28 protein-coding genes and 2 riboswitches are annotated in these 25,819 nt (G+C 38.6%); of the genes, 1 reads left to right on the top strand and 27 read right to left on the bottom strand.

Annotated features, from left to right (window positions below):
* Window positions 1–8: 8 nt before the first annotated feature.
* From parE to AB1I62_RS07770, 24 genes are all read right to left on the bottom strand, one after another.
* Window positions 9–2,066 carry a DNA topoisomerase IV subunit B gene (parE, locus tag AB1I62_RS07655; protein ID WP_104859666.1) on the bottom strand — a complete coding sequence of 686 codons (2,058 nt, stop codon included), beginning with the start codon at window positions 2,064–2,066 and terminating at the stop codon, window positions 9–11.
* Between the two features lie 204 nt (window positions 2,067–2,270).
* Complete coding sequence (locus AB1I62_RS07660; protein WP_010713382.1) at window positions 2,271–2,699, bottom strand: CoA-binding protein; 429 nt, start codon at window positions 2,697–2,699, stop codon at window positions 2,271–2,273.
* 87 nt (window positions 2,700–2,786) lie between these two features.
* Window positions 2,787–3,230 carry an ethanolamine utilization protein EutQ gene (locus tag AB1I62_RS07665; RefSeq protein WP_104859667.1) on the bottom strand — a complete coding sequence of 148 codons (444 nt, stop codon included), beginning with the start codon at window positions 3,228–3,230 and terminating at the stop codon, window positions 2,787–2,789.
* Window positions 3,231–3,242: 12 nt separating this feature from the next.
* Window positions 3,243–4,343 (bottom strand): ethanolamine utilization protein EutH, encoded by a 1,101-nt coding sequence (eutH, locus tag AB1I62_RS07670; RefSeq protein ID WP_002379468.1) that lies wholly within the window; start codon window positions 4,341–4,343, stop codon window positions 3,243–3,245.
* A 12-nt stretch (window positions 4,344–4,355) separates the two neighbouring features.
* The gene (locus AB1I62_RS07675) at window positions 4,356–4,619 is read right to left on the bottom strand and encodes a EutN/CcmL family microcompartment protein (protein WP_002357519.1); all 264 of its coding nucleotides are present in this window, start codon (window positions 4,617–4,619) and stop codon (window positions 4,356–4,358) included.
* Window positions 4,620–4,631: 12 nt separating this feature from the next.
* Window positions 4,632–5,231: a TIGR02536 family ethanolamine utilization protein gene (locus tag AB1I62_RS07680; protein WP_002415555.1), complete on the bottom strand. Its 600-nt coding sequence runs from the start codon at window positions 5,229–5,231 to the stop codon at window positions 4,632–4,634.
* Window positions 5,232–5,245: 14 nt separating this feature from the next.
* Entirely contained in the window at window positions 5,246–5,881 is a 636-nt protein-coding gene (gene eutD, locus AB1I62_RS07685) for an ethanolamine utilization phosphate acetyltransferase EutD (protein ID WP_002357516.1), read from the bottom strand.
* 3 nt (window positions 5,882–5,884) lie between these two features.
* On the bottom strand, window positions 5,885–6,454 hold the full coding sequence (locus AB1I62_RS07690) for a hypothetical protein (RefSeq protein ID WP_048736822.1): 570 nt from the start codon (window positions 6,452–6,454) through the stop codon (window positions 5,885–5,887).
* Window positions 6,455–6,521: 67 nt separating this feature from the next.
* Entirely contained in the window at window positions 6,522–6,812 is a 291-nt protein-coding gene (locus AB1I62_RS07695) for a BMC domain-containing protein (protein WP_002357513.1), read from the bottom strand.
* Window positions 6,813–6,935: 123 nt separating this feature from the next.
* The gene (locus AB1I62_RS07700) at window positions 6,936–8,414 is read right to left on the bottom strand and encodes an acetaldehyde dehydrogenase (acetylating) (RefSeq protein ID WP_002357511.1); all 1,479 of its coding nucleotides are present in this window, start codon (window positions 8,412–8,414) and stop codon (window positions 6,936–6,938) included.
* Complete coding sequence (locus tag AB1I62_RS07705) at window positions 8,405–8,923, bottom strand: BMC domain-containing protein (protein ID WP_048736824.1); 519 nt, start codon at window positions 8,921–8,923, stop codon at window positions 8,405–8,407. Before AB1I62_RS07705 ends, AB1I62_RS07700 begins: the two co-directional genes overlap by 10 nt.
* A gap of 13 nt (window positions 8,924–8,936) precedes the next feature.
* Window positions 8,937–9,590, bottom strand: coding sequence for an ethanolamine utilization microcompartment protein EutL (gene eutL, locus AB1I62_RS07710; protein WP_002357509.1), 654 nt, complete (start codon window positions 9,588–9,590; stop codon window positions 8,937–8,939).
* 13 nt (window positions 9,591–9,603) lie between these two features.
* Complete coding sequence (gene eutC, locus AB1I62_RS07715; protein ID WP_002363986.1) at window positions 9,604–10,515, bottom strand: ethanolamine ammonia-lyase subunit EutC; 912 nt, start codon at window positions 10,513–10,515, stop codon at window positions 9,604–9,606.
* Window positions 10,516–10,532: 17 nt separating this feature from the next.
* Entirely contained in the window at window positions 10,533–11,897 is a 1,365-nt protein-coding gene (locus AB1I62_RS07720) for an ethanolamine ammonia-lyase subunit EutB (RefSeq protein ID WP_002357506.1), read from the bottom strand.
* A gap of 17 nt (window positions 11,898–11,914) precedes the next feature.
* Complete coding sequence (eutA, locus tag AB1I62_RS07725; protein WP_016617362.1) at window positions 11,915–13,363, bottom strand: ethanolamine ammonia-lyase reactivating factor EutA; 1,449 nt, start codon at window positions 13,361–13,363, stop codon at window positions 11,915–11,917.
* A 66-nt stretch (window positions 13,364–13,429) separates the two neighbouring features.
* Window positions 13,430–14,863 carry a sensor histidine kinase gene (locus AB1I62_RS07730; protein WP_002357504.1) on the bottom strand — a complete coding sequence of 478 codons (1,434 nt, stop codon included), beginning with the start codon at window positions 14,861–14,863 and terminating at the stop codon, window positions 13,430–13,432.
* On the bottom strand, window positions 14,864–15,436 hold the full coding sequence (locus AB1I62_RS07735) for a response regulator (RefSeq protein WP_002357503.1): 573 nt from the start codon (window positions 15,434–15,436) through the stop codon (window positions 14,864–14,866).
* 27 nt (window positions 15,437–15,463) lie between these two features.
* Complete coding sequence (locus AB1I62_RS07740) at window positions 15,464–15,811, bottom strand: ethanolamine utilization microcompartment protein EutS (RefSeq protein WP_002345864.1); 348 nt, start codon at window positions 15,809–15,811, stop codon at window positions 15,464–15,466.
* 159 nt (window positions 15,812–15,970) lie between these two features.
* Complete coding sequence (locus AB1I62_RS07745) at window positions 15,971–17,101, bottom strand: 1-propanol dehydrogenase PduQ (RefSeq protein WP_048736826.1); 1,131 nt, start codon at window positions 17,099–17,101, stop codon at window positions 15,971–15,973.
* Between the two features lie 292 nt (window positions 17,102–17,393).
* A riboswitch (adenosylcobalamin (AdoCbl) riboswitch) is annotated at window positions 17,394–17,542 on the bottom strand.
* A 44-nt stretch (window positions 17,543–17,586) separates the two neighbouring features.
* The gene (locus tag AB1I62_RS07750; protein ID WP_002365686.1) at window positions 17,587–18,168 is read right to left on the bottom strand and encodes a cob(I)yrinic acid a,c-diamide adenosyltransferase; all 582 of its coding nucleotides are present in this window, start codon (window positions 18,166–18,168) and stop codon (window positions 17,587–17,589) included.
* Window positions 18,165–18,608 (bottom strand): EutP/PduV family microcompartment system protein, encoded by a 444-nt coding sequence (locus AB1I62_RS07755; protein ID WP_002363995.1) that lies wholly within the window; start codon window positions 18,606–18,608, stop codon window positions 18,165–18,167. Before AB1I62_RS07755 ends, AB1I62_RS07750 begins: the two co-directional genes overlap by 4 nt.
* A gap of 141 nt (window positions 18,609–18,749) precedes the next feature.
* Complete coding sequence (locus tag AB1I62_RS07760; protein WP_048736830.1) at window positions 18,750–19,517, bottom strand: ABC transporter ATP-binding protein; 768 nt, start codon at window positions 19,515–19,517, stop codon at window positions 18,750–18,752.
* Window positions 19,514–20,521, bottom strand: coding sequence for an iron ABC transporter permease (locus AB1I62_RS07765; protein WP_002361862.1), 1,008 nt, complete (start codon window positions 20,519–20,521; stop codon window positions 19,514–19,516). Before AB1I62_RS07765 ends, AB1I62_RS07760 begins: the two co-directional genes overlap by 4 nt.
* A complete protein-coding gene (locus tag AB1I62_RS07770) occupies window positions 20,514–21,542 on the bottom strand; it encodes an ABC transporter substrate-binding protein (protein ID WP_367019143.1) in 1,029 nt (342 codons plus the stop codon). Before AB1I62_RS07770 ends, AB1I62_RS07765 begins: the two co-directional genes overlap by 8 nt.
* Before the next feature lie 117 nt (window positions 21,543–21,659).
* Window positions 21,660–21,831, bottom strand: a riboswitch (cobalamin riboswitch).
* A 194-nt stretch (window positions 21,832–22,025) separates the two neighbouring features.
* On the opposite strand from AB1I62_RS07770, the gene plsY reads away from it, so the two are divergent.
* Entirely contained in the window at window positions 22,026–22,655 is a 630-nt protein-coding gene (gene plsY, locus AB1I62_RS07775; RefSeq protein WP_002360243.1) for a glycerol-3-phosphate 1-O-acyltransferase PlsY, read from the top strand.
* A gap of 41 nt (window positions 22,656–22,696) precedes the next feature.
* Here plsY and AB1I62_RS07780 read toward each other — a convergent pair whose 3' ends face one another.
* Genes AB1I62_RS07780 through hslU form a run of 3 tightly spaced genes read right to left on the bottom strand, consistent with a single transcriptional unit; the run spans window position 22,697 to window position 25,812 of the window.
* Window positions 22,697–23,572 carry an aldose 1-epimerase family protein gene (locus AB1I62_RS07780; protein WP_002363997.1) on the bottom strand — a complete coding sequence of 292 codons (876 nt, stop codon included), beginning with the start codon at window positions 23,570–23,572 and terminating at the stop codon, window positions 22,697–22,699.
* Window positions 23,573–23,605: 33 nt separating this feature from the next.
* Window positions 23,606–24,388, bottom strand: coding sequence for a GTP-sensing pleiotropic transcriptional regulator CodY (codY, locus tag AB1I62_RS07785; RefSeq protein ID WP_002357492.1), 783 nt, complete (start codon window positions 24,386–24,388; stop codon window positions 23,606–23,608).
* A 20-nt stretch (window positions 24,389–24,408) separates the two neighbouring features.
* Entirely contained in the window at window positions 24,409–25,812 is a 1,404-nt protein-coding gene (gene hslU / locus AB1I62_RS07790; RefSeq protein ID WP_002396306.1) for an ATP-dependent protease ATPase subunit HslU, read from the bottom strand.
* Window positions 25,813–25,819 lie beyond the last annotated feature (7 nt).

Below are 25,819 nucleotides of genomic sequence, written 5' to 3' on the forward strand. Positions count from 1 at the left end.
GTCACTCCCTACTCTATGTCAAACAAACTGATTTCAGTGTCATCGGTTTGTTCTGCTTCTTTTGTTTTTTCCGCATCTAAAAGACTTTCTCCTGTTGGTACAGAAGTGTCTTCTTCTGAACGATCTAAAATACTGCCATCTTCTTCCAACGTAAATTGAACATGTTGTTCAATCCATTTTCGACGAGGTTCGACTTTGTCGCCCATTAATGTGGTCACACGGCGTTCTGCTTGAGCTGCATCATCAATCCGAACACGAATTAAGGTTCTAGTTTCAGGATCCATCGTTGTTTCCCAAAGTTGTTCTGCATTCATTTCACCCAAACCTTTATAGCGTTGGAGCATATAGCCTTTACCAACTTTATCAATCACTTCTGCCAATTCACCATCGGTCCAAGCATACTCAATGACTGATTTTTTTCCAGTTCCTTTAGAGACTTTATAAAGTGGTGGTAAGGCAATGTAGACTTTGCCGGCTTCAATTAATGGTTTCATATAACGATAGAAGAACGTTAATAGCAACACTTGAATATGTGCACCATCGGTATCCGCATCGGTCATGATGATGATTTTATCATAATTACAATCTTCAATTGAAAATTCAGGACCAACGCCTGCGCCAATTGTATAGATCATAGTATTGATTTCTTCGTTTTTCAAGATGTCTTGCATTTTCGCTTTTTCCGTATTAATGACTTTTCCTCGTAGCGGTAAAATGGCTTGAAACTTCCGATCGCGTCCTTGTTTTGCTGAACCACCGGCCGAGTCTCCTTCGACAAGATATAATTCATTTTTCTTAGGATTTCTGGATTGAGCTGGGGTTAATTTTCCAGAAAGTAACGATTCGCCTTTTTTCCGTTTTTTACCGTTCCGGCTTTCTTCACGGGCTTTGCGAGCCGCTTCACGGGCTTCACGGGCTTTAATCGCTTTCCGAATTAATGATTGACTCATTTCACTGTTTTCTTGTAAATAGAAGCCCATTTGTTCGCCTACGACGTTATCGACAACGGTTCTTGCTAAAGGTGTACCTAATTTCCCTTTGGTTTGGCCCTCGAACTGTAGTAAGTTTTCTGGTACTCGAATAGAAAGGACGGCTGCTAAGCCTTCACGGAAGTCGCTACCTTCTAAATTTTTATCTTTTTCTTTTAATAGTCCTACTTTACGTGCATATTCATTGTACGCCTTTGTCATTGACGTTTTCATACCGACTTCGTGGGTACCGCCATCTTTTGTGCGGACATTGTTAACGAAAGATAAAACATTTTCAGAATAGCCATCGTTGTATTGGTAAGCTAATTCAACTTCAATACCTTCTTTGGCTCCTGAAAAATAAACAACGGGTGTTAATGTATCTTTTTCTTCATTTAGATAGGCAACAAATTCTTTAATGCCTTCTTCGTAGTGAAAGACTTCTTCTTTGGGTTCTTCCCCACGTTCATCTGTTAAAGTAATTTTGACGCCTTTTAATAAGAAAGCTGATTCTCTCAAACGTTCTGCTAAAATTTCGTAAGAAAAATTTGTCGTAGAGAAAATGGTGTCGTCAGGTAAAAAAGTAACAGAGGTACCGTTGCGTTTTTTTGTTTTGCCGATTTTTTTTAAGGTACCAACTGGTTTACCGCCGTCCTCAAATCGTTCCATGTATTCTACGCCATCACGGACAATATGAACTTCTAACCACTTAGATAAGGCATTAACAACACTGGCACCCACCCCATGGAGTCCGCCTGAAGTTTTATAGCCACCTTGGCCAAACTTACCACCCGCATGTAAGACAGTAAAAATTACTTCTACTGTTGGGATACCAGAAGCATGCATCCCTGTTGGCATTCCGCGGCCAGAGTCTGCAACACAAATACTATTATCTTTTTGGATAGTTACGTTGATTTCATTCCCGTAGCCAGATAACGCTTCATCGACTGCGTTATCGACAATTTCATAGACTAAGTGATGGAGTCCACGGCTATCGGTTGAACCGATATACATACCAGGTCTTTTCCTCACTGCTTCCAATCCTTCTAGGACTTGGATAGAGGCATCATTGTACTCATTGTTAATTTTTTTAGCCAAAGAAAAAACTCCTTATACTTAGATTCTCGTTTAGTTAATAAGCGTACATTAACTATTTCTTAAAGAATTAGAAGAAGAGTGAGCCGGTTTCTTGCGTTTTCCGTTCGCTCCTTCTAAAACCATCATTACAATAATACTCTATCTGGGTCAAAAAAAAAAGAGCTTTCCGTTCAGGACGCTCTTTCTTTATAAAATTACACGTGTTTATTCAGCATCTGCCATTTTTGCCAATTCAATTTTAATACAACGGTCCATAATAACTTGACGACCTTCATTTAATAACAAGTTCGCTGCCTCTTCATTTTCCAAACCTAGTTGGGCCCAAAAGACAGGCGCTTCTGTTTTCAATGCTTCTGCGGCCACTTCTGGCAAAAATTCACTTCGCCGAAAAACGTCAACAATATCAATCTTTTCAGGAATCTCTGTTAATGCCCCATAAACCGTTTCGCCAAGCACCGTTTCACCTTTTAAAACTGGATTGACAGGTAACACACGATAGCCATGTTGCTGTAAAATTTCTGCAATTTTGTAACTTGTGCGGTCGGGCTTGTTACTCAAACCAACCACCGCAATATTTTTTGCTTGTTTTAGAATATCAAAAATTTGATTTTGACTTGGATTCTCAAATGTCATTCACTCAACCCCTTTTTTCGTTCTTATTTATTATAACGCTGAGTAAAGGGTTTTGGCAAAATTATTCTCTGAATACCGACAAAATAATTATTGGCTTTGCCAATCTGCTGGATAAGTCACGTAGACAAAGCGGGCATCCCCCGTCACTGAAAATTGAATTTTGCTACTTTTCGGGATTAAAATAATTTCGCCGGCTGTTGCAGAAATTTTACGTCCGTCAATCAGTATATCTAGTTGTCCTGAAATAATATAATCAATTTCATCGTATTCTAGTGTCCAATCGAAGGTGGTATCTTTCATCACCATTAAACCGCAACCAAGGCGCGGGCTTTCTTCTAAAGAAAACAGATCTTTTGTGTAAACAATGTCCGCTGGGTTGCCTGTATCTAAGCGATCGTCTTCTGTTACGTCAATTTCGGGTAATTTGATGGACATAATTCCACTGGGATCCACTTGTTTAGTCGGCATTAATTTTTCTGTGACAATTTGTCGAACAAGCGTTTCAATCATTTCACGTTTTAATTCTGTCATATTTACACCTCATTATTTCACTTCTGTTTCGGGTTTCCCTAGCATTCGATTTGCCATAAAGATAGCCACAAAAATGGCGGTAATCCCTCCAACTAATTTGCCAACAATCATTGGAAAAATCATTTCTTTTGCTACGCCTGCAGTAAAACCAAGGTGGTCACCTAAAACGAAAGAAGCCGAAACAGCAAAAGCGATATTAATAATTTTTCCTCGATTATCCATGTCTTTTAACATTTGGAACATGGGAATATTGTTAGCTAATGTAGCAACCATTCCTGCAGCCGCTACTTCATTCATTCCTAAAACTTTTCCTAGTTTCATCAATGGTTTATTAAAGACTTTCGTAATCACTGCTACTAAACAGAAAGCGCCAGCTAAAGTTAAAGCAATCCCGCCAACGACTTCAATTCCTTCAGTAACTGGTGCAATACCAGGAATCACTGTAATTCCTAATAATAGTTGAATCGCCCCCACAACTAAACCAAAGATAGCGACAATCACTACGCCTTGACCAAAAATTTGGAAGCCTTTAATCATGCCATTTGGCGCTAACCATAAACCTAAAATAATTAAAGCGGCAACAATAATAATTGGAATTAAGTTAGGAACAATCAATGACAATGGCATGCCAGCTGTTAAACCACCTGCTAATAAACCAAAAGGAATTGTAATAATCCCGCTCAAAACACCCGTTGCTAAGAATTGCTGATCGTCTTTTTGGATAATGCCCAGCGCTACTGGAATTGTAAAGACTAACGTTGGCCCCATCATTGCACCTAAGATTGCCCCCGCAAATAAACCAGCTTGTGGATCATTGGCTAATTGTTGCGCTAACGCAAAGCCGCCCATATCATTAGCCAATAAGGTTGTGGCAAACATTGCTGGATCAGCCCCTAGTAATTCATAGACAGGAACGACAATCGGACTTAAAAGATTGGCTAAGACAGGCGCTAAAGTGATAATCCCTACCATAGAAAGCGCTAGAGAACCCATAGCCATAATCCCTTCCTCAAATTGCTCCCCTAAACCTAGTTTGTTGCCAATACATTTATCGATTCCTCCAATAATCATGAAAAGAACCATAATATACATAATAATTTCATTAATGCTCATGTCTCGTCCTCCCTATTCTTCCTCTGTAGAATCAATGACACCAACAATCATTGCATCAATTGGGACATTCGGATCTTCTGCCGAAATACGGGCAGCATTGCCTTGACTAATTAACACTTTGTCCCCGACACCAGCTCCAGCGTTGTCAGCAGCAATTAGAAATCCTTGCTTTTCGTCCTCTTGATTCAAAATATCAACCATCATAAATTTCCAGCCATTTAATTTTTCATCTTTTCTTGTTGACCAAAGGCTACCAGTCACTTTTCCTAAAAGCATCGTTTTTCCTCCTTACGTCAGCAATTGATGTTTCCTAGCATAATCTTTCGCTAACGGGGTTAAATAGGCGTTTTTACTTAAAGAAACACCTGATTCTGTCATTCTTATCAATTGTTTTTCAGTAATGTAGGTTCGTTTGGTCTCAGCTAAAGAACGAAGTTGTTTTTGACAGGCCGCCTGAAACACAGCGTAATTTTCTGAATCATGATAAAAAATCATCCCAAACTGTTGGCACATGTCCACGTTTTCCTGAATCGTTTGTTTCAAACGATACTTCAATCGTGAGTTTTTACTCACTGAAGGTATTGGGGTTAAAACCAATACCGGCTTACCTTCAAATAAGAATGCTAAGATGTTTTTGACTAATTCATCCGTTTCCTGTAAATGCGCAATCGCATTTACTTGGGAAATCGTTAGCCTCTTTACAACCAAGCCTCGTGCTAGCTTCTGCTCCTTGGTTACCCAATTTACATCAGGAAAACGAACAAACATTTCTTCAGGAAATGCTTCTTTTGCTTCTGCTAAAGCCACTGAATAAGACGACGACAGCAATTGTTGACAAATTTGATCAGTAATCTGTTGAATCAAATTTTCCATTTCAGAAACGTTCATTGTCCTTCCTCCTTTTACTTAAGAATATAGCCACGAGCTCCTTTGGTTAAGCCGCAAGCGTTGGCTTCATCGTAGTCAATGTGCATGTACGTTGCAAATCGCGGACTGATTCGTACAACTACATCATCAAAGATTAACGGACGTGTGCCTTCCACTTTGACTTGCACAATTTGGCTATTGCTTACTTTATTTTTTAAGGCATCTTCTGGTGTCATGTGAATATGACGTTTGGCAACAATTAAGCCGTGACTTAATGTCACAACTGCTGATCCGTTCATCAGCGTGACGCCAGGTGTCCCTTCTGTCTTGCCACTCTCTCTAACTGGGGCATTAATTCCTAAAATACGCGTATCCGTCATAGAAACTTCGACTTGTGATTCGCTACGTTCAGGGCCTAAAATAACCACATTTTGAAAAAGTCCTTTAGGTCCAGCAACCGTAATTCGTTCTTTACAAACGAACTGTCCAGGTTGTGATAAATCTTTCACTTTTGTTAGTTGATATCCTGGTCCAAATAATGCATCAATCTCTTGACGAGACAAATGAACATGTCGGCCAGATGCTTCAACTTCAAAAGTATTTTGTTGTTGTTGCTGAATTCGTTTAACAACTTCTTCAACAATTTCATTCATTGAATCCAATTTGTTCATCTCCTAGTTTCGTGATATTTCAGCCATGGTGCTAATTAATTCTGTAGCCCAAGATTGAAAAAGGCCGAACAGTTGTGATTCTCCTTTTAACTGGAGAATAATTTTATCTAGTTGTAATTGAATTTCTTTTGAGGAATAGCGCCATTGTCTCTGTTGGTTAGTTAGAATAGTTACCTTTGATTCCGAAATGACTGGTTCCATTACAATCGACTGTTCTAAAATAAACTTCTCTAACCACTGTTGTTGTTGTTCGAAATATAACCAACCTTCTGTTGATAACGCTTCATTCGTTAAGAAAGGCAAATACAATAGATGGCTTAAGTGCCGAATCTCATAAATTGTTTCTTTTGATAAATGTTCTTGTTTTTGTTTTTGTGAGGAGGCCTTCACTGAATGAACCTCAGAAAGCAATGGGTTTGTTGAAGAGAAGCTGCTATTAATCCGATGCTCGCGTAGATAGCTTTTGGCGGCTGGCGTCAGAAAACTGCCTACAGGAAACACAAAATCCGTGCCATCTTCTAGTTCTTTTTTAAGCCTTTTGTTGCGAAGCATATCTTCTGTAATAACTGTCATAACACCCCTCCTCAATGAAAGTTTAGGACAGAAGTAATGAACCTACCTCTGCCCCAAAAAATCAAAATTATAATTCAGTTGTTGCGTGTGGTAAAATAGCGTCTACTTCTGTATGTGGACGTGGAATTACATGGACAGATAATAATTCACCAACACGTTCTGCTGCAGCAGCACCAGCATCTGTTGCTGCTTTTACAGCACCAACGTCACCGCGAACCATTACTGTAACTAAACCGCCACCGACTTGTTCTTTTCCAATTAAAGTAACGTTTGCCGCTTTCACCATTGCATCAGCTGCTTCAACAGCACCTACTAAACCACGAGTTTCGATCATTCCTAAAGCATTTGTACTTGACATTATAATTTCCTCCTAAGATGTATGTTTTATTTTTAAAAATTTGGGACAATTATCAATTTGACTTAGGTCCCAAACCCTAAATCCAATAATTTATTTGTTTTACTCTTACTCGCTCGTTTCTTGTTAGTTTAAGCGAGCTAAAACTTGAGCCACCACGGCATTTACTAGTTCTTCTTGATTGGTTGTTTCGCAAGAAGTAGCCACAGATGTGGTTGATGTTTGACCAAATTCTTGACGAATCTCTTCTAAATCACGCACGCCATAAGCAACACGACGTAAATTGAACAGATTTTCAACCCCAATATTATCAGAAGTTGAGCTGCCACCAACTGCGCCACAACCTAGTGTTAATGCTGGCACTAAGTTAGTTGAAGCACCAATTCCGCCAAGTGTACCAGAGGTGTTAACAAGCAAACGAGAGACGGGTTTTCTTAAGCCAAATTCACGAATGACTTCTTTGTTTTCTGTGTGAATACCCATCGTATGACCCGCACCTTCACCTTTCAAAATTTCAATTGATAACGCGCAAGCTGCTTCCCAGTTTTCAACTGTATAGAAAGCAATAATCGGTGCCAATTTTTCTCTTGAAAATGGATATTTCAAGCCTACATGTGTTTCCTCGGCAACAATTAAGCGGCGATCTTTTGGAATAGATAAACCGACTAATGAAGCAATATGTTGAACGGAACGTCCTACGATTTGCGGGTTCATTGTACCGTTTGGTCGTAAAATAAATTTAGCTAATTTGTCGGCTTCGGCTGGACTTAAGAAATACGCTCCCTGCTTAATTAACTCTTCTTTGACCGCTTCACGGTTGACAGTTTCAACAATAATTGATTGTTCCGATGCACAAATTGTACCGTTATCGAAAGTTTTTGAATCCATTATTTGTTTCACTGCATGGGGAACATTTGCACTTCGTTCGATGTAGGCTGGTCCATTACCAGGCCCGACACCGATTGCTGGTGTTCCAGAAGAGTACGCTGCTTTAACCATTGCGTTTCCACCAGTAGCTAAAATTAAATTTGTTTCTTTATTTTTCATTAATTCGCTGGTCGCTTGCATGGTTGGCGTTTTGATGACCGAGACACAACCTTCTGGTGCCCCTGCAGCAATAGCCGCTTTTTGGATAATTTCCACTGTTTCAATAATCGATTTCAACGCATTGGGATGTGGTGAAAAAACAATGCTGTTGGCCGCTTTTAATGAAATTAATGCTTTGTAAATGACTGTTGATGTCGGGTTGGTAGAAGGAATTAATCCTGCAATTACACCAACTGGGACAGCAATTTCAGTGACTTTTTTGGCAGCGTCATCATGGATCACACCAACTGTAGCTTTGTCCTTCATTTCGTCATATACTACTTTTGAAGCGAAAGCATTTTTGATGATTTTATCTTCATAAATACCAAATCCTGTTTCTTCATTGGCCATTTTCGCTAACTTTTCTCGTTGGTTAAACGTAGCCTCTGAAACTGCTTGGACAATCGCATCGATTTGTTTTTGCGAAAATGTTGCTAATACTTGCTGTGCCTCTTTGGCTTTTCTGATTAAATTTCTTGTTTCTTGGATGGAACGTAAGTCTTTATCTACTAATTCCACTCGTCTTCACTTCTTTCTATTTCAGCCATGATTGCTTGAATTAAAGCTTCTTTATTGGCAAATTTAATCTCACTTTTCTTTAAACTACTTAGGTTCATTTTGTAGGCTTGTTTGCGTAAATCAACCACGCGTTGTGTTTCTAATTTTTGGCGTGTGCCAGTGTGTTCTTCCAAATCTGGTGTTTCAATCTCTTCTTCAATTACTTCTATTTGTTCCATCGGTTCAGGTGCTGACTTGGGTTCTTGATCTGATAAAATTACTTCCGTTTGAGCATCAACCCGTGAGATCACATGATGAGCAATTAAACAATTTAATTCTTTAGCTACTTCCGTGCCTACTTCAACGGCAGCTTGAACCGCGGCAACGTCACCAATCAGTTCCACAGTTGTTAAACCGCCATTAATAATTTCAGCTTTTAACAAAGTAACGTCGGCGGCTTTCAATGCCGCATCGGCCACACTAATGGCACCTAAAAATCCTTTGACTTCGACCATTCCTAATGCTTTCATTCAGGTCACATCCTTAATAACTCAACGGATTGTCAGCGATATTTTGAATGACTTGTTCAAACGCACTGCAAGCAGCTTTACATGCAGATTGACTACCTGTCAATAAAGCGCCGCCAAAGTTCGTTTCAGAAGGTGGGCCATAAAAGACACCCATTTGAACATCGGCAGCTTTCATTGCTGCATCTAAACCAACCATTGCTTCTAGCGGTGGTGCAATCAGATAAGCAATCGCTTCACCTTCAGGAATATTCGCTTGTTCAGATAAAAAGCTACCCGTTCTTGACACTACATGTGCAAAATAAACAATGCTGTCATCTTCGTTAGCACTATAGAAGCTGGCTTCTTCTTCAATGACTTGCGTAATGACACTCAAGCCACTATTGACTTCGGCAGGACTCGGACCAGCAATAATGCCAATCACTTCACCGGCTAATTTGGTTGAAGCATTTGCTGCGCCAGCATACATACTTTTACCGTAAACTACAGTAACATCGGCGGCTTTGGTTGCTTCATCTAATGCAACATAAGTGACATCATCACAATCGGAAGTAACAATTCCTAATGAGCGATGTTCTGGTTTCAATGATAATTCTTTTGCTAATGCCGGATCGACATTGGGAATGACTTTCATACTTAGGACATTTGCGCCTAGACGATCATTTTTCATGAGAAATCCTCCTTTATTCAGCTTCTTTTAAATCAATACCAGATTTTTTCTTGTCTAACATTTTTTTAATAATTTCGGCAATGTAGGCCCCTGCTTCAACAGCCGGTGTCCCACCTTTGTGAATATTTGAAATAACTGTCCGCCGTGCTTCTGGCATACCGACAGTTGGTTTGTAAGCAATGTAGGCACTCATAGATTCAGCTGTTACTAAACCAGGACGTTCGCCAACTAGCAAGCAAACAACATCAGCGTCAGTGATTTCACCAATTTTATCCATTGCTGGCACGCGACAATATTTAACAAAAACTACATTGTCGAAATCTAAGTTGTACATGTTTAATCCTTGTTTAATTGCTGGTAGGACTTCTTTAATATTCGCTTCGATAGCAGCTGAACTAAGGCCATCCCCTACGACCATTTGGATTTTGGCTTTTGGTGTCGTATTTTTCCGAATGATTTCACTATTTTCTTCATCAAATTGACGACCATAATCTGGACGTGTTAAATATTCATCTTTACTGTTACAGATTGTTTTTGTAGAAATAAAATTCATTTCTTTTACCAAGTCTTCGCTTACGTCTGAAAAGACCGCATCTTGTGCTGCCGCATGGTCCGCTCGGAAACGTAATGTTGAACTAGTCATATAACGTGTCCCTGCACGACCAACGCCTAAACGAGCTGGCGAGAAAGCTTTCATTTTTAATAGTGCTTCAGGATCAACGGCATTTTTCAATAGTAATTGTTTACGTAAATCTACTTCAGTAATGTCAGGAATTAGGCCTTCTTCAATTTCTGTCGTTTCAGTGACGTGTGTTGTGACTGGTTTTTCTTCAGCAGTCACAGTGGCAGTCGAAACCGCTTGATTGTCAGCGACCATTTCTGTTAAAATTCCGGCAATCATTTCTTTTAATTCTTTTTCGTTCATTTGTATTCTCACCTCGTTTATTTAATAAATACAGATGCATCGCCAGCGCGACTTGTTAATTTTCCGTTTTCCATTAAGCCCATTTTTTCCATCCATTCTTCAAATTCTTTAATTGGACGTAAGCCTAATGTTTCACGAATCGTCGCAGTTTCATGGAACCCAGTTGTTTGATAATTTAACATGACATCATCGCCATGAGGAATCCCCATGATATACGTACAACCAGCTGTTGCTAATAACATTGCTAAGTTTTCCATATCATTTTGATCAGCTTTCATATGGTTGGTGTAGCAGACATCACAGCCCATTGAAATTCCAGTTAATTTGCCCATGAAATGATCTTCTAAACCAGCGCGGATGACTTGTTTTGAATCGTAAAGATATTCTGGTCCAATAAAGCCGACAACGGTATTTACAATATACGGATCAAATTTTTTGGCTAAGCCATAACAACGCGCTTCCATTGTGACTTGGTCTGCGCCAAAGTTCGCTTCAGAAGAAAGTTCTGAGCCTTGACCTGTTTCAAAATACATCACATTAGGACCAGCTGCTTGACCACTGTGAAGCGCTAAATCTTGTGCTTCAGCTAAAATTTCTGCATTTAAACCAAATGCTGTGTTCCCTTTTTCTGAACCAGCGATGGATTGAAAGACTAAGCCAGTTGGCGCGCCTTGACGCATGGCTTCCATTTGTGTCGTTACGTGAGCAAGCACGCAAGTTTGTGTTGGAATTTCCCATTCGCTGCGGAACTCTTCAAATTTGTTTAAGATCCGTTTAACACTTTCTGTAGAATCATCAACAGGATTCAAACCAATTAACGCATCACCGGCGCCATAAGAAAGACCTTCCATAACTGATGCCATAATGCCATCGACATTATCGGTTGGATGGTTCGGCTGTAAACGATTTGAAAAAGTTCCGGGACGGCCAATTGTTGTGTTGGCGGTTTTTTCAATATTGATTTTTTTTGCGCCAACAATTAGATCCATGTTGGACATTAATTTACAGACAGCAGCAATCATTTCAGAAGTGAGTCCACGGGAAATTCGTTTGATATCAAAATCGGTTGTTTCCGAAGATAAGATAAATTCGCGTAATTCTGCAACTGTCCAATGTTTAATACTTTCAAAAATTCGCATATTGACTTGATCAATAATAATGCGCGTCACTTCGTCTTCGTCATAATCAACAACGGGATTGTTAAACAAGTCATTTAAGGACAATTCCGATAAAACGACTTTTGCTGCCACGCGTTCTTCGGCTGAATTAGCAGCTACGCCAGCTAACTTGTCGCCAGACTTTTCTTCATTGGCTTTGGCTAAGACTTCTTTAACGGATGTAAATTGATAGACTTTGCCAAATAGTTTGGTTTTTAAAATCATCTTTGTGTCGCTCCTTTTTAATTAAATACTAAGGTCTTAACAATGACTGGAAGGACGGCTCCTTCTGCCACTGGTAAACCGATATCTACATAATCACCGTTTTCTACTTTGACCGAATCAAGACAGATAAACGGATAGTCTTTTGGCAGATGGGCACTTAAGGCATGCCCTAAAGCTTTCGCCATGTCTTCATCCACCATAACAATAATGGGAATTTGTTCAGCAACTAAACTAGCTAATCCTTCCACAATCCCTTGACCGTAGCGTTGAATATCAGCAAATGTTGGATTGCTCATGCCTCTAATTGCTAGGGCAATCTGGGGTGTTTCTTCAATACGATGCCAATTGAGTTTTTCTTGGATTCGCTGGCCTAATTCTGTCACAGTAAGGGTTTCATCCTCTTGCGCTAATTTTAGAATTGGGATATTTTTTACCGGCAAAATTTGCTCACGGTAAGCGATCGTACTTCCGCTAATTTCAGCAGTATGTGAACCTGCTCCGACGACCGTCGCTCGGATTGTTTCTGCGCTTTCTAAGACTTCTTTTTCCGAAAAAATCAGTGACTTTCTCAAGTATTTCCCTAAAAGTAAGCCGATGTCCCCATATTTAAAGAGATTCGTACTTGTCGTATTTAAGCAATCAGCCACACCACCAGAAAATGTTACAATTGGTAATTCCTCAGCTTTTCGTAGTGGATGGTTGGTTACTAATAACTGGTAGAACGGACTTTGTGTCCCCAAGCCAATGCTATTTTCTAACACGGCAACTAATTCCGAAATAATTGGCAGTAAGTTTTGTTCGGTGGCTTGGTCACCAAGGTGCAAGGTTAGCCCTTTTTTATTTATAATTTCTTGAATCTTCGGAGCTATATAGGTGATTTTTTGTTGTTGATCTAATTTAATTAAGCGTCCGCCAATGTCAAAACAAGCCGTGTCAATCACTTCGCCATCTTTAAAGACAGCTAAATTTGTCGTTCCACCACCAATGTCTAAATTAACCACTGGTTTGCGTTTCGTTTCAGAATAGGTTTGAGCCCCAGCGCCTTTCCCGGCAATGATACTTTCTAAATCAGGTCCAGCCGTAGCAACGACAAAATCACCTGCATAGCCACTAAGTGCTCGTAGCACATTGTTGGCATTGCTTTTTCGAGCAGTTTCACCTGTGATAATTACCGCACCCATTTGAATATCTTGTTTATGAATACCTGCTTGGCGATATTGCTCCGCTACAAACGCTTTGATAGGTTCTGCATCAATTTCTGATTGGTTAAGTAAGGGTGTAAAGATAATGTCACTTCGGTAAATGACTTTTTTATCAGAAATGCTGATACGTGGTACTGTAAACGCAGAGGCAAAATTTTCAACAGTTAATTCTGACAAGACTAATTGGGTTGTAGACGTCCCTAAATCAATCCCTACGGTTAAAAGTGTTTCCTTCGACATCGCCTGACTCGCCTCCTTTTGCATACAAAAAGGCACTTAAAGAATCGTTAGAAAATTTCTTTCTACTTTTCTTTAAGCGCCTTTGCTTAATCAATGAACAACATCACTGGTGTTCTGTTCGAAATAGAAACAGGTTTTAGTTCCCTGTTTATTGGATTCAATTGTAATTTTTCCTTTTAATTTATCTTTTACGTAGCTTTTGACAATCATCAAACCTAAACTGGTCTCGTTACTTTGATGAACGTCATAGCCTTTACCATTATCTGTAACAGTAATGGTAATCATTTTATTATCTAATGTTCCACTAAGTTTAACAACGCCACTTGTTTGTGGCTCAAATGCATGATCAAAAATGTTTTGTAATAGTTCGTTGACAACAAGGGAAATGGTGACCATTTGTTCGCTAGAAACCATAATGGCTGGATCAACATCCATCATCATCTCAATGGGTTGTGCGCCTTGAAAAAGATGTCTAAAATTATACATCACTGCTTCCAATGTTTGCCGTAAAGCAACGTCATCTTTGACTTGTTTTGACAGCAATTCATGGGTGGCTGCAATCGCCATAATTCGATTGACACTTTCATGAAGGACTTTCTTTGCTTCGGGGCTTTGCGTTCGCCTTTCTTGAATACGCAATAAGGAAACCACCGATTGCAAGTTATTTTTAACACGATGATGAATTTCACGAATCGCAACAGATTTGGAAATAATTTCCGCTTCTTTTTCTTTAAATTCTGTATTGTCTTGAATAATCATAATCAGTTGTTCTTCTGATGCCAACCACACTTTCCGAACCTTAAAATAATAATTAAGGTAGGTCGTTTTGCTTTCAATTGGTTGATTACTCATTTTATATTTCATTTGATACAACACATATTCAAAAGTTGTATAATCGATGGACAAATTGTCATAACTCATTCCAATGATATTGTCCCGATAACCAAGTTTGCGATAAAGCTCTTGTGCATTGTGATTGGTAATTAATAAGTGACCCGCCGCATCAAAAATCAAAACGGCTTCTGCCAATTGATCAATAAATAATGCGTCGACTTGACTAGTTGATTTCGCTACTTTTGCTAACTGGCAGTTATTTAGCTCCTCTTTTTGTAAGTCCGCTTGAATCTCTTCATCTGCCGCAATCTCGACAATAATGACACCAATCGTTCGATGTTCATTGCGAATGGGATAGATATTTTGCTTAATCAAACGATTTTCCTGAGTCACTGCTAACAAACCAATGCTATTTAAGCTAGTTTGCATGGTACGCAGAACACCAGGTTCATTTTTTAATAAAGCTTCCATCCCGACGACATCTCCGCTATATAAAGAAGTTGTCTTCGCAGGCGGCTTATGATAAACGACTAGTGCTTGCTGTGACATTTCCTTATACACATCAATAAAAACATCTGCACTTTGATAGAGTGTCGTCGAAGAAAGATAACGTGCTGTACGTTGTAATTCTTTAATGTCTGATTCTGAAAGATTGGTATATTGGTGACATAATTGCTCTAATCGTTTCATTTATTCATCATCCATTACAATCAATTCTGCAATTTCACTCATACGTGCGCGTTTGTTCATGCTTAACGTACGCAACATTTGGTAGGCTTCTTCTTCCGATATATGATTTTCTTTTACAAGAATACCTTTGGCTTTTTCGATAATTTTACGTTCTTCTAATTTTAAACTTAATTTATCGATTTGATTTAGTAACAGCTGCGTTTGTTTGCCTCGTTCAATGCTCATTTCAATTGTAGGTATTAATGATTTTTCATCTAGAGGTTTAACTAAATAACCCAGTGCGCCTAATTTTTTAGCTTTGTCCGTATTTTGTACGTCACTGTATGCAGATAAAAAGACAATACTACTGGCTAGTTGGTCTTGAACAATTTTTTTACCTGCTTTTAGACCATCTAAAATTGGCATTTGAATGTCCATTAATACTAGGTCAGGTTGTGTTTTTTTACATACCTCAATTGCTTCAAAACCATCAGCTGCTTCACCGACTACTTCGTACCCTGCTTCTATCACAATATCACGAATATCAAGTCTCGTAATAGGTTCATCATCGACTATTACAATTCGTCCATCCATTTTCTTCACGCCCTTGTCCTTTCAACGCTATGTTCTGGTAATTTTACAAGTTACAGAAAAGTTTAAAATCTGTTGTAAACCTTCAATCACCGCTTGTAAGGCTGCTTCCACTGAGCTTACGTCACCAGAAATGACCACCGATCCAGAAAAACGATCAATAAAACCGATTTGGATATCTCCGCTTTTAGTCGCAATATCAACAGCGATAATTGCCGCTTCGCTCGGAGTGATTGTCAAAATACCTAGTGCATTGCTGGTGCCTTCTGGCAACCCTAATTTTGTATAAATTTCTTTATTAGGACTAGCAATGATGTGCGCTAACGTTACTTGTTTCCCAGGAACATATTCTTGAATCATTCGTTGTTTTTCTTCCAACCAGACTCGCTCCTTTAATTTAGCAAATAAAAAATCCTCAATAAAAAACGTAAAGGTTCCACTTTCGCTTTCTACTAAGGAGCTTCTTTGCTCTTAAATTTTGAAGCACGCCGTTGTGCTACCCACATTATATGTTATCGATTTCATCCTGTCAATCGCTTATAAGATAGAATTTAAAATTTTTGTCACTTCTGCTGCTGTTGGTTGGACAGGATTTGTTTTGGTGCAGCCATCCATCAATGCGCCTTCAGCTATTTTTGGGATCGCAGCTTGGACTTCTTCTTTTGGTAAACCATAATCACTAAAAGTGGCAGGCATGTCTAATTTTTGACGGAGTTGCTTGATTTGTCGAATAAATTGTTGAACACCAATTCGTGCATTGGTTGTCTGTGTATCATTTAGACAATTTGCTAACTGCGCATAACGTTTAGCTGTTGGTTCGTTGGTGACTTTGCCATTCGCTAAGCCACTGTTATATGCAATGACTTCAGGTAAGAGCATTGCATTCATTCGTCCATGTGGCACATGTAAACGCGCACCGGCCGCATGAGCAATACCGTGATTCAAGCCTAACGAAGTAACATTAAACGCCATCCCTGCCATACATGAAGCTAAATGCATATTTTCACGGGCTTGTTGGTTGCTACCCTGATTAAAGGCTATTTCTAAATTGTCGAATACTAAGCGAACGACTTTTTCGCACAACGCATCTGAAATCGGATTTGCTTCTGTTGAAACATACGCTTCAATAACATGCGTTAAGACGTCCATTCCTGTATCCGCTGTGATTTTTGGTGGCACACTCATCACTAAATTTGTATCTAAAATAGCAATTTCTGGTTGAATTTCATCCGTTACAAGCGGGATTTTGGTACCAGTTTCAGCAACCGTAATCACTGAAAAATTCGTAACTTCTGAACCAGTCCCACTAGTTGTAGGAACCGCAATAAACTCAGCAATCTGAGTTTGCAAAGTACGTTTGCCAAAAAATTTCATTGCTTTGGCCGCATCAATAGCGGATCCCCCACCTAAAGCTAATATCGTATCTCCTTGAAATGTCGCTAACTGCTTAATTCCCGCAGCAATCTTATCAATTGGTGGATCGGGGATGATGTCACTAAAAATTTGCCATTCACTTTTTGTTAAATGCTTTGTCACTTCATTCACAAATCCAGAGTCAACCATGAATGGATCTGTGACAATGAAAACACGTCTATCATGAAGTGTTTCCAAATTGGCTAATGCGCCTTCTCCTACCCATAGTTCGGTAGGGAAATGAATTGTTTTCATCTCAATTCCTCCTTAATAAAATACAAAAAGACACTTCAAACAAACGAAAAATCATCTGTCTGAAGCGTCTTTGCTTCCTTATGTATACGCCATTGTACACGAAACCTTATCCATAGAGTACAACGCCTTTAATTAATTGTCAATAAAAAAAGGGAATATAGCAGTACGTCATTGTACCTGAAATCTCCTTCAACATTGAAAGACCAGCCCAAAATTCCCAAAAGCACTTCCTCGTGCCATTAATTGGATTAATACAAATATCTTGGGCTGGATTTTCAACACAAGCGTTGTTAAGAAACATCCTGTTTTGCCTCGAAACAGCATGCCCAATAATGAAAAAATGAAAAGACCTGACTTAAAAGCAACCTTGCTTCTTCACAGTGGCGGGACCGTGCCAGATTCTCACTGGCTTCCATTCATATTTTCATAAAATATTCGTTTAATCTATCTGAAATTTACCATAAGTTTTTTAGAAAAGCAACTGTTTACAATCCATCTTCTTTAATTTTGTGGAAAACTTTTTCGCTTCGTTCATAAAAAACATCAGGTCGTTGTGCTTGAACATTTAAATAGCGAGCCAACGCATAAAAATAATCTGATAAACGATTGGTAAAAATTAATACCTCTTCGTTAATTTTGGCTGTCCAATTTAAACGAACAATGATGCGTTCTGCGCGCCGTGCAATCGTCCGAGCCACATGAACCATACTGGCTGCTGGGGTTCCGCCAGGTAAAATAAAACGATCAATATCTGGTGATTGTGCAGTGTAGAAATCAATCCGCTGTTCTAGCCAATGCACACTTGCCTTTTGTAATTTAAATGGTCGTTGTGCTTCAATCGGTGTTGACAAATCTGTTCCCGCATCAAAAAGTAAATGTTGTAAAGCTTCTAGTTCTTCTTTAATTTCTTGATTTTCTTGTGGAAGTTGGCTGATAATATAGCCGACCCAAGAATTCAATTCATCAATCGTTCCATAACTTTCAACTCGATCAGAATCTTTAGCGACGGTTGAGCTGCCGACTAATTTCGTCATTCCCTTATCGCCAGTTTTTGTATAAATTTTCATTCTGCTTCATCCTCCTCTAAATAATCTACTAATTCTTGCAAGCCAATTTTTTCAACAGAAGAAATTTCAAAAATTCTTGTTGCACCCGCACTTTTTAATTGTTGCCGAACAATCTCTAACTGCTGAGAATCTTGTGCTAAATCAATCTTGGTTAAAATACCAATGATTTCTTTCGGGAAAATACTACCAAATCCTGGTGAAAAAACTTGTTGTGTTTCTACAGCACTTTGAACCAAACCGATCACATCTGCTTCTGCCGCTGTGACGTTTAACGCATTATAATATTGCCGATGCAAAATAAACTCGCCTGGTGTATCAATCATTTCTGTATGAAATTCCACCGCCTGTGTTTTATCATAAATTAATTCTTTGCCTTGCAGAGCTTGACATAACGTGGTTTTGCCACAACCGATAGCTCCCATTAAAATGATTCGTTTCATCGCTACCTCCATAAAAAAGGAGCCCAAAGCAAGTACCATCACGTACTTAGTCTTGGGCTCCTTTGCCGATTTGTTAAAACACGCCATTGTGTTTCTGATTCTTTGCCTTTATCTTACCTGTTTCCAAAAAACTTGTCAAAATTATTGAATAGTTTTCCAAACTTTATGTTGTTTCTGAAAATAGGAGACAATATCTGTTTCAAAAATTGTTTGTAAAAATTCTTTGGAAGCCAACGTTTGAAAATCACCTTGCGCGGCCACTTTCCCTTGCTTCATAAACACAATTTTTTCACTTAGCGTTAACGCTAAACGGATATCATGAAACACCCCGATTAACGTTTTCCCTTCTTGCGCACTCCACTCATTTAACTGCTGAATCAATTCTTGTTGATACCGAATATCCAAATGATTATTGGGTTCATCCAATAAAATAATTTCTGGATCTTGTACAAATAATTTAGCCAAAAATACTCGTTGTTGTTGTCCTCCTGAAAGCTGATTGACAACTTTATCTTTTAAAGGCAATAAACCCGTGCGTTCTAAATAATAAAGGACTCGTTCTTTTTCTTGTTTAGAAACAATGGGTAAAAAACGTTGTGCTTGTTGTCGATACGCCCCCATCAAAACTGTTTCGTAAACCGTATAATCAAAAGCAACTGTCGTGAATTGACTCATCATCGCTACTTTCGTTGCCAATTCCTTCCGCTTTTGTCCATGAACTTCTTGACCATCAATTAAAACAGAACCACTATAAGGGACAAGTCCGGCAATCGTTTTTAAAAGTGTCGTTTTACCGCAACCATTTGGACCTAAAATACAAGTTTTACTACCTGTCGGAAAAACGAGGGAAATATCTTTTAAAATGGGGGTTTGTTGGAGCGTTACAGCTGTTTCTTTTAATTCAATCATGCAGCAACGCCCCTTTTTTTAAAGTAAATATACAAGAAGAATGGCGCTCCAATCAAGGCTGTTACGGCCCCAATGGGAATTTCTCTTGGTGATAAAATCGTGCGGGCAATTGTGTCCCCTATTACCATGATGGTCCCACCTAAGATTGCTGAACCGGGAATCAGCCAGCGATGAGTCGCCCCTAAATAGCGACGGACAATATGTGGTGCTATTAAATCAACAAAACCAATCACACCGACAAATGAAACCGCACTTCCTGCTAATAAACTAGCCAAAAGAATAATGCGTAGTTTTGCTGTTTTGACTTCTACTCCCGCTAACATCGCATGTTCTTCTCCTAAGCCAAGAACATCCAATGCGTTGGCATCAAACCAAAGAAACAGACTGCTGACAAGCAAGATTGGACAATAAATAGCAATTTTTTGCCAATTACTGCCAGAAAAACTACCCATTTGCCAAAAGACTAATTGTTTCAAATAATCTTGGAAAAGTGCTGTAATCAACGTCAAAATAGCACCGACAAACAAGGTCATAATCATTCCTACTAAAACAACTGTTTGATTGGACATTTGACTATCCATTGTTTGCGTAAATAACAAAACTAAAAAGACCGTTGCTAAGCCAAAGATAAAACCAGTTAAAGGCAATAAAAATGCCCCTAAGATCGAAGCAGTTACTCCAGTTACCATGATTAACGCAGCGCCTAAGGATGCTCCCGCTGATACGCCCAAAGTATACGAAGAAGCTAAAGGATTACCCAAGAGTGATTGCATCACCGTGCCACTTACTGCTAAGCCTGCGCCCACGAGATAGGCCATCACGACACGCGGTAACCGAACATTCCAGATGATTCCCTCTAAAATCCCGTCTTCTGAAACCGTCTTTTTCACTAAAATTTGAAGCAAATCCGTTAACGAAATCTGAACACTTCCAATTTTAATACCCAAAAAGAGCATGCTCATACTGATCAAGAGCATCAGTATGAGACACGTTTTTTTACTCATCTTTTAAATCCTTGTATTCCTCTGGATAAACAGCTTTTGCCATTTGTTTTAATGCTTTGGTAATGTGGTTATTTGGTAAAGAGCTAGACATGTTATCAATTTCGAAAACTTCTTTGTTTTGAACTGCAGGAACGTTTTCCCAGTTTTTACGAGCTAAAATTTCTTTGGCGGGATCTTTCATATAGTTAACATTGGTTAAAATGACTTCTGGTTTTGCAGCAATGGCCGCTTCTTCTGTCACTGGTAACCAGCCTTTTTCATTTGCCAAAACATTTTTTGCCCCAATTGTTTCAATCATTTCATTTAAAAATGTCCCATTACCAAAACTATAAATGTCTGGTAAGGCAGCCACTTCAAACAAAACAGTTTTTGGTTTTTTAATAGTTTTCCCAATTTTGGCTACTTCGTCGATTTCTTGATCCATTGTTTTGATTAACTTTTGTCCTTTTTCATGTTCGGATAAGCTATCCGCGATGAATTGGACGTCTTCTTTGATTGCTTTGATACTTGTACTAGTGGGGATATTAACGACTGTAATTCCAGCATCTTCCACTTGTTTCCAAACACTTTCTGAACTAGCTAAATTGATGTCATTCACATAAACAATTTGCGGTTTCAAGGCAATCAATTTTTCTGCATCGACAGCCATCATATCCATTTGTGGTAATTTTTTTAAATCAGTCATCATTGTACTACTTTGAGTATCAACTGCGATTAATTGGTCGGTTTTACCTAAGTCTTCAATCACTTCTGTTGTTGATGGCACTAGGGAAATAATTTTGGTTGCTTCTTTGGGTAAAGTAATTTCTTTGCCGCTACGGTCTTTGGTTGGTAACGTTACTTCTGTTTTTTCAGAAGAGGTAGTTGCTTTCTTTTCCTGTTTACCACATCCTGCTAAGCCAAGTGCTGCTACTAAACCTAAAGTCATCATTGTTAAAGTAAATTTTTTCATTTTTTCATCCTCGCATTCGTCTATTTTATTTTGGGGAAAATTTTCTGAAATGAACCTCCTTTGTCTCAACGTCAAAACAATACAAAAAAACCACTTTTTTCTCCAATAGAAAAAAAGCAGTCACTTAACTATGCTAATGATATACTCAGCCAGTTATCTTCAAAGCCCCTTCTTTTTCCTACAAAAGAATGATTAGACTTATCAAGCCGGTATCCTGACTTAGCTTCTTCTTACTCCCAATCCTTCCAGAATAATCTGTGGTCTTATTGGTTTCATCCACCATACAGTAGGTAGGTCTGTAGAGGATTCGCACCTCTTTCCCTGACACTTCATAAGTACATATATATTGTATCTTCGTTGATAACTAATTTTCAAACCAGTGATTAGACGTCTTTGTCTAATGACACACATTTATTATAACGGTTATCAACCATTTGTCAACGCTTCCTCAAGCAAAAGAAAAACTTTTCTTGTTTTAGTTATTAGACGTTGTTCCGTTTTTCTATTCATGATAAAATAAATCCTAGTTTGAATAAGAAAGAGGTTAACTTGATGAAAATCGTCATTTTGTTACTTGTTGCCTATTTATTAGGTTCGATTCCCTCAGGTGTTTGGATTGGCAAACTTTTCTTTAAAAAAGATATACGCCAATTTGGGAGTGGGAATACAGGAACAACCAATACATTTCGTGTCTTAGGGAAACCTGCCGGAATTACGGTATTATTAATGGATATCTTGAAAGGAACGTTAGCCACTTCATTACCCTATTTGTTTGGTTTACAAGGCGTGAATCCGCTCTTCTTTGGGGTAGCAGCTGTTTTAGGGCATACCTTCCCTATTTTTGCCAATTTCAAAGGTGGTAAAGCCGTAGCCACTAGCGCTGGCATGTTATTAGCATACAGCCCCACATTTTTTATTTATTCTGCTCTTATTTTTGTGATTTGTCTGTATCTAACCAGTATGGTGAGTTTAACAAGTATGATTAGCGCTGTACTAATTACACTTTCTACTATTATTTTGCCTTTCACTGTCCCAGCTATTTTACCAACATTTAACTGGTTATTAACCGTGATTGCGATTGCTTTGACTACTTTTATCTTTGTCCGTCATCGTGAAAACATTCAGCGAATTAAAAATGGAACAGAAAGTCGCCTCTCTTTTGGCTTACGTGCAAAAAAATAAAGAAAAAGGCTGTGAACAAATAATGTTCACAGCCTTTTTCTTTATTTTACACTAATCATATACTGTGTTTTAAATAGTTCGTTAGCTGGTAACTTATTGATGCCAAATTTTTCAGCAAGTTGGCCAGTTGCGTCGACAGCATCAGCAATCCCGCACCAAGGTTCGATACAGACAAAAGGCGCTTCTTTCGGTGTCGGTGACCAAATCCCCACAAAAGGCATTTCTGGATAACTCAAAGTGACTTGATGGTCACTTTCGTCTGTGGCAATCGTAATTGCTGTTTGACCTTTTGTTTCAAAAATCATTGCATCATTTTCAAATAATTGATGCGTTAAGTCAAAGCTGGTATTCGTTTGGGCTAGCGTTTTATTCGCTAAATCAATAAACGGGCCTGCTAAGGGAATTTGTGTCCGTGATTTTTTAGGTGAAAAACTTAGATAATAATCTTCAAACGTTAGTGAAGATTCTAAAGGTACATTAAAGGCTGGATGACCACCAATCCCAAAATACATCTCTTCTTTCCCTGTATTTTCTACTTGGTAGTTTACAGTCAATTCTTGGTGTTCTAATGTATAAGTAATCACTAGTTCAAAATCAAAAGGATACTTCTTCTTGGTTTCTTTTGTTGATTTTAGTGAAAAAGAAACTTCTTCTCCACCTTTTTCAATCACATCAAATACTTGATCACGAGCAAAACCATGTTGAGTTAAATGATACGCTTGATTTTGGTACATATACGTATCTTCTTTTAGACGACCGACAATCGGAAAAAGTACGGGCGCATGGCGGGCCCAAAATTCAGGATTTCCTTGCCAAATATATTCAATGCCGGTTTCTTTTGATTGTAAACTTACTAATTCTGCTCCTTCTTCAGCAAATGTTGCGATTAGAAATTCATTTTCAATTTGTACAGTCATTGCGTTGTCCTCCTAGTTGATACGAGCAATTGCTTATTTTTCCAACTCTTTAATAAATTGTTGATTTAACACTTTTAAATAAGTCCCTTTCATACCAAGAGAACGTGATTCAATAATTCCAGCTGATTCTAATTTTCTTAAGGCATTCACAATTACGGAACGAGTAATGCCTATTTCGTCTGCAATACTTGAAGCAGTTAAACGACCTTCTTCGCCATCTAAGGCTTCAAAAATGGCATGGACGGCTTTTAATTCACTATAGGAAAGAGTGTTGATGGCCATTTGCACGGCAGTCGCACTGCGAACTTCTGCTTCAATTGTTCTGGATTGATGATACAAAATTTGCATGCCGACAACGGTCGCACTATATTCAGCTAACACTAAATCATCCTCGTTAAAGGATTTTTCAACACGCGCTAAAATAATCGTACCCAAGCGTTTGCCGGCACCGTACAAAGGCACAATAGTGGTTAAACCAAACGGATACAGCTCTCGTGATTCAAAAGGAAATGCAGTTAAATCACTATCTATTGGAATATTGGCTTCGGTTACTTTGAGCATATCCACGGCCTCGGTGTATCCTTGAGGAAATTTTTTCTCTTTAAACATATTTTTGATACGGGCATTATTAACATCTAATTTTTCAGTATACCCCAACAAATCTCCTGAACTGCTAATAATATACGCATTACTTTCTAAAATATCCCCTAAAATCATTGCCATTTTGTTGTACGGAAGTTCTGCTTGTACGTCAAACAGATTATTTTTTTGCAAAAGCTCGTTCACTTGACGTGTTTTTTCTAATAATGTAGCCATCTTTTCTCCTCCAGCCTTTTTTATAAGATGTAACGACTTAAATCTTCATTTTGAACAATGTCATTCAATTTTTCATTGACATATGCTTCGGTAATCGTAATTTCACCCATTTGCATATCTGGTGCTTCATATAATAAATCTTCTAATAAACGTTCTAAAATTGTGTGTAAACGACGCGCCCCAATATTATCTGTATCACGGTTTACATCATAAGCGATGTGTGCTAACCGTTCAATTGCTTCTTTGGTAAAGATGACTGAAACATTTTCTGTGCCAATTAATGCTACATATTGTTTAATTAAAGCATTATTTGGCTCAGTTAAGATACTTACGAAGTCATCCGCCGTTAAATCATCTAATTCAACTCGAATTGGGAAGCGGCCTTGTAATTCTGGAATCAAGTCACTTGGTTTTGACAAGTGAAAAGCACCTGAAGCGATAAATAAAATGTGATCCGTTTGTAAAGGACCATACTTCGTGTTAACTTGAGAGCCTTCAACAATCGGCAAAATGTCTCTTTGTACTCCTTCACGAGAGACTTCGCCCGAACTTTGTTGACTTTTAGAGGTGATTTTATCAATCTCATCGATAAAAATAATTCCGCTTGATTCAGCTAAACGAATCGCTTCACTATGAATATCAGCGTCATTGACAATTTTTGCTGATTCTTCTTTCACTAATAATTCTTGTGCTTCTTTCACCGTTACAGTACGTTCGATTTTTTTCTTTGGTGACAGAGCGCCTAACGTTTCATTTAAGTCGATGCCCATTTGTTCTAGGCCATTGTTCATAGCTGGCATCGTTTTCTTCGGTTCTTCAATTTCAATTGTTACTTCACGATTATCTAATAGACCTTTTTCCAGCTGTTCCAAAATTGTTCGGCGATTCGTTCGAATATCTTCCGTTACTTCTTCTTGTGCTTCTTGCTGTTGCTGAGCCATGTTAAACATATTCATCATTTGTTCAAATTGATTACCGCCAGCCTGTTTTTGTTCTTTTTTAATTCCAGGCACTAATACTTTGACTAAACGTTGATTGGCCTTTTTCAACGCTTGCGCGTACACGCGACTGTATTGTTGTTTTTCAACAATTTGGATCGCATTTTCTACTAAATCCCGAACCATTGATTCGACATCCCGACCGACATACCCTACTTCTGTAAATTTGGTTGCTTCAACTTTTACAAAAGGCGCATTGACAATTTTTGCGAGACGACGAGCAATCTCAGTTTTACCAACACCTGTTGGTCCAATCATTAGTAAGTTTTTAGGCGTAATATCTTGTTGCATATTTTCTTCTAATTGCAAGCGACGATAGCGGTTACGTAAAGCTACCGCCACTGATTTTTTGGCAGCTTGCTGTCCAACAATATATTGATCTAGTTCTTTGACTATTTCTTTTGGTGTTTTGTTTAATTCATTCATGGATTTT

The sequence above is a fragment of the Enterococcus sp. AN402 genome (assembly GCF_040719405.1).
In the GTDB taxonomy this organism is placed as follows: Bacteria; Bacillota; Bacilli; order Lactobacillales; family Enterococcaceae; genus Enterococcus; species Enterococcus faecalis.